Source organism: Virgibacillus siamensis (genome assembly GCF_039522605.1).
Classification (GTDB): Bacteria; Bacillota; Bacilli; order Bacillales; family Amphibacillaceae; genus Lentibacillus; species Lentibacillus siamensis.
In genome coordinates this window covers 1-570 of the sequence record NZ_BAAADS010000027.1, presented here as the reverse complement: position 1 = coordinate 570, position 570 = coordinate 1, and the positions used below count along the sequence as shown (strand labels likewise).

General features: G+C 38.6%; 1 protein-coding gene. It reads left to right on the top strand.

Annotated elements, in window-relative coordinates:
* A partial coding sequence (locus tag ABD010_RS18175) for a MarR family winged helix-turn-helix transcriptional regulator (protein WP_343816463.1) occupies window positions 1–259 on the top strand: 259 nt, incomplete at its 5' end.
* Window positions 260–570 lie beyond the last annotated feature (311 nt).

The following is a 570-nucleotide window of genomic DNA, read 5'->3' as shown; positions in this document are numbered from 1 at the left end:
TTTTCTCGATTCCGGAACACTTTCCCCAGTGCTCAAGCGCCTTACAGAAAGAGCGTTAACATACCGAAAGCGAGATCCTGATGATGAAAGGCGTGTATTAATTTCCTTAACTGAAGAAGGAAAACAATTAAAGGAAACGGCAGCGGAGATTCCCGGTAAGCTTATTAAAAAGAGTGGTCTCAGTAAAGAGGAATTTTCGAAGACCCTTTTCGACTTCACAAATTTATTACAGCAAATTCAGCAAGCGAATACAGAGTAGATCATGTGCCTCAGCAAAAAGGAAAGAAAAGGTAATAGGCCCCTCTTTCCTTTTTACAGTTTAAATGTCTTTCGCTTACTAGAATATTTTTGTATCCGGGATGGCTGATGCTCCTGAAAAAAATCCAAAATGAACAATAAAAAGGTGACAACCCCTCACCTCTTTATTTGGCTCACATACAGGAGAAAATAAAGATTTTCTTTATTCCAGATAGGCGCCCTTTTCTTGAATAATCCCCTTCCGTTATTAATTGGTATTGTGGAAGATTTTTTATTAAAGGTACGCACCCACTAGCTTAAAAACATAAGGGG